The sequence below is a fragment of the Novosphingobium resinovorum genome (assembly GCF_036352595.1).
In the GTDB taxonomy this organism is placed as follows: domain Bacteria; phylum Pseudomonadota; class Alphaproteobacteria; order Sphingomonadales; family Sphingomonadaceae; genus Novosphingobium; species Novosphingobium resinovorum_B.
Genome location: NZ_JAZFAX010000088.1, coordinates 1 through 3,500, shown reverse-complemented (window position 1 = coordinate 3,500; position 3,500 = coordinate 1). Strand labels below are relative to the sequence as shown.

Annotated in this window: 3 protein-coding genes and 1 pseudogene; 2 read left to right on the top strand and 2 right to left on the bottom strand. The window is 64.5% G+C overall.

Annotation, left to right across the window (positions count from 1 at the left end):
* Positions 1–101: 101 nt before the first annotated feature.
* Positions 102–254: a hypothetical protein gene (locus tag V2S85_RS26860; protein WP_330705840.1), complete on the top strand. Its 153-nt coding sequence runs from the start codon at positions 102–104 to the stop codon at positions 252–254.
* Between the two features lie 183 nt (positions 255–437).
* Here the strand turns inward: V2S85_RS26860 and V2S85_RS26855 are convergent, their stop codons facing one another.
* Positions 438–1,367 (bottom strand): LysR family transcriptional regulator, encoded by a 930-nt coding sequence (locus V2S85_RS26855; protein WP_330705839.1) that lies wholly within the window; start codon positions 1,365–1,367, stop codon positions 438–440.
* 198 nt (positions 1,368–1,565) lie between these two features.
* Positions 1,566–2,816: an MFS transporter gene (locus V2S85_RS26850; protein ID WP_330705838.1), complete on the bottom strand. Its 1,251-nt coding sequence runs from the start codon at positions 2,814–2,816 to the stop codon at positions 1,566–1,568.
* Positions 2,817–3,033: 217 nt separating this feature from the next.
* On the opposite strand from V2S85_RS26850, the pseudogene V2S85_RS26845 reads away from it, so the two are divergent.
* Positions 3,034–3,500 (top strand): annotated as a pseudogene (locus tag V2S85_RS26845) (bleomycin resistance protein); the annotation flags it as partial.

Sequence of the window (3,500 nt, the reverse complement as noted above, 5' to 3'; positions counted from 1 at the left end):
CCGTGGGCGAGTCTTGAGGCGATAGCTTGCGCCGGGGCGCCCTGACGCGAGGGCCTGCCTAAAGACAGCCCACGGTCCCGGCATGCGCCGGGATGACGGTCATGAGCAAGGTCCGCAACGGGGCGTGTTCGGTCAGGCGGGTTTTCTTCGCGCGCGGCGAGCACCGGACGGGCCGCTATAGAGCGCAGCGCTCACATCCCGAAATGGCGAAAACGGAGTGGGAAGCTGCCGATCTGGCGGGCCATTTGCCGTGATCGTACGGAATTAAAGAGGAATCACGCAGAGACACGGAGGATCAGCGCCTGCGGCGAAACCGCTCTTGCTTTCGAGGCTGCGGTTTACGCACGGTCGAATAATGGAATGAGCCTGCGGTTCACGGCAACACCTCTGCGCCTATGCGTGAAACCGGTTTCCTTCTTCACCCAAAACCCAAAACCTCAGATCGGCAGGTAAGCAGGTGCCGGATCTCCCCGGTGAACCTCGGGCAGCCGCCGCGCGATGTCGCACAGCAGGCGCGCGATCTTGCGGATCGCCAGAGTCGCCGGGCGCTGGTTCGAGCGCACCAGCACCAGCAGCAGCTCCATGTCGGGATCGACGATGTTGGCCGCGTTCATCCGGCCCGCCATGACCTCCTCGCGCACCGCCATGCGACTGGTGACGGTCCAGCCCATGCCGGCGCAGACGAGCGCCTTCTGGGTCGTCAGGGGATCGACCTGGGTGGAAAAGGTAAGCGGCACTTCCAGCTTGCGCGCGGTCACTTCCACAAGCATGCGCAGGGCGTTGGGCGGCTTGGCCATGATGAGCGGCAGTTCGGCCAGCGCGGCAAACGGCACGTGGTCGCTGGCCGAAACCGGATCGTCCGCCGGGCCGGCCAGGCACATCGGCAGGCGCACCAGCGCCTCCTCGGTGCTGGCGACAGTGCCCGGTTCGCGAAGGACGAAGGCCAGGTCGATGCGCCCGGTGGCGACCTGCTCGGCCAGCTGGCCGCCGCTCGCCTCGGTCAGATGCAGTTCGACCTCGGGATAGAGCGCGCGCGCCTGCGCCACGAACTCCGCCGAGATCCGCAGCGACGGCAACATGCCCACGCTGACGCGCCCCACCGGCACGCCCGCCTGCCCCTTGATGTCCAGCATGATCTGCTCGGCTTCCGAGATCATCGCCTGGACGCGCGGCAGCATGGCCTCGGCCACTTCGGTCAGCGCCACGCCGCGGCCCGTTCGATAGAACAGGTTGCAACCGCACTGCGTCTCCAGCGCGTTGATATGACGGCTGATGATGGGCTGCGGCCGATTGAGCACGACCGCCGCCTTCGACAGGCTGCCCATTTCATTGACGAGCAGGAACAGCTTCCACCGTTCGAAATCCATGGCTCCTACTTCTCCCGCGATCGGACTTATCTTGTCCGTTCGCCGGTCATGCGATAAATTCTCTCATAGCACAATATTGAAAGTGGACGTGCGCGGCGTTTACCGGCTGCCGGGCGATGCCCTCCCGGCCATGTTCCGGGGCGTTGCGGGCGTGCCTGTGTCGCCCTTGAGTACCTGCTGAGTGCCGTTGAGTGCCGTTCAGTGCGCACGGCGGCTGGCGTAGACGAAGGGCTTGAGGCTGGCGATGCACAGGATCGAAATCGTGATCGCCGCGCCGACGAGATAGCGGCCCAATTCGTAGCTGCCGGTCTGGTCGCGGATGACTCCCAGCAGGATCAGGCCGGTGCCGTTGCCCACCGCAGAGGCCGCGAAGGTCATGCCGTAAATCGCGCCGAACGCCTTGAGCCCGAAGTAGCGCGAGACGAGGTAGGCGTTCTGGCCGACTTCGCCGCCCAGCCCCAGCCCCATCAGGAACGCACCGGGGACCAGCAGGAACATGTCGTTCTGCGTGTGCACGGTCATCACGCCGATCGCGGCGCAGACGAAGTAGGGCAGGATCACGCGCGGGGTGTTGAAACGGTCGACAAGGAAGCCCGAGGAGAATTCGCCCGCGACGACGCCGGCGAAGGCGCAGCTCATGATCGTCGTCGCCGTTCCCAGCGCCAGGCCGCGCTCGAGCAGCATCGGGACGACGTGCTGCATCGTGCCCAGCAGCGCCATCGAACCGCACATGATGGCGAAGAAGACGAGGTAGAAGACAGGTTGGCGCAGGGCCTGTCCGCGCGTCACGCCCAGCAGTTCGGGCGCGGATTCCATGCCCTCCGGGTTGCCCTCGGCATCGAGGGTCGCGGCGCTGGAGGCATGGGCGCGGGGGGCTCTGACAAGCAGGTAGACCAGCGGGAAGCCGAGGCACAGCACGATCGCGGACAGCCCCATGTAGCCGCCGCGCCAGCCGTGGTCGGTGATGAGCCAGGACGATACCTTGGGCATGACCGTCTGCGCCGCACCGGCGCCCAGCGCCACGCACAGGCCCAGCACAAAGCCGCGATGCCGGTCGAACCACATTGCAATGACCTTGGCGTAACCGACGGAACTGGTAAGCGTCGCGCCGGTCGTCAGCAGCACCTGCAAGGCCACGAAGTGCCAGAGCACCCCCATCCGGCTCAGCAGGAAGAAGGCGAGAGCGAAGATCAGGATGCCGGGCAGGATGACCTGTCGCACGCCGAAGCGGTCCATCGCCTTGCCCGCGAAAGGCACCATCGCGGCATTCAGCCACAGCGCCATCGCAAGAACGAAAGATATATTGGTACGGCTGGTATGCAGCGCATCGGGAAGGACATTGAGGAAGTTGCTGTTCGTCGCGGCGATCATGGCATTGGGCCCGACGATAAAGCCGATCCACACGCCAAGCGCAGCCGATATGGACGCGCGATTAAATTCGCTCTTCATCGAATACCCTTCTTACACCTCTCGGCCCGAACCTTCGCCGGATCCATCTTGAGCCGTTGCTGCCATACGGCTCGACGTTGAGCTAGTGCATTGAGCGCATATCTGACAAATTATCGTATGCGCTAATAAAATCTTGCAAGGCGTGCTCGGCTTGGTCATCTGGAACGATAAACCGGAAGATTCCGAACGGGATCAGATTGAGGAAGAGGGACGCTGGATGGCGATCTTGGGAATTGAAAGCGTGGTCTACGGGGTCGAGGACATGGCCCTGTGCAACCGCTTCTGGGACGATTACGGGCTGACGCGGCTGGACGGGCCCGAGGACGGCAGCGTCTGGGGCTTTCCCAGCGGATCGCGCCTCATCATGCGACCGATCGACGATCCTGAACTGCCCCCCGCCTACTTCCCCGGCTCGGGCGCGCGCGAGACGTTCCTCGGCGTGGATACTGCCGAGAACCTTGAAATCCTGGTGCGCCGCCTTGAAGTGGACCGCGAGGTGCGCCGCGATACCGACGGCACCGCGCACTTCGTCGATCCCGACGGCAACCCGATGGCCCTGCGCGTGTGGAACAAGCGGCCGGTGCTGTGCCGCCCCGATCCGGTCAACGCGCCCGACTTCATCCAGCGCCTCAACCAGCATCGCAAGTGGCGCACCCGCGCACGGCCCAAGACGATCAACCACAT

Bases quoted from the DNA above. Each gene is read 5' to 3' on its own strand.
- V2S85_RS26860 (WP_330705840.1), top strand. From the start codon at position 102: ATGAGCAAGGTCCGCAACGGGGCGTGTTCGGTCAGGCGGGTTTTCTTC.
- V2S85_RS26855 (WP_330705839.1), bottom strand. From the start codon at position 1,367: ATGGATTTCGAACGGTGGAAGCTGTTCCTGCTCGTCAATGAAATGGGC.
- V2S85_RS26850 (WP_330705838.1), bottom strand. From the start codon at position 2,816: ATGAAGAGCGAATTTAATCGCGCGTCCATATCGGCTGCGCTTGGCGTG.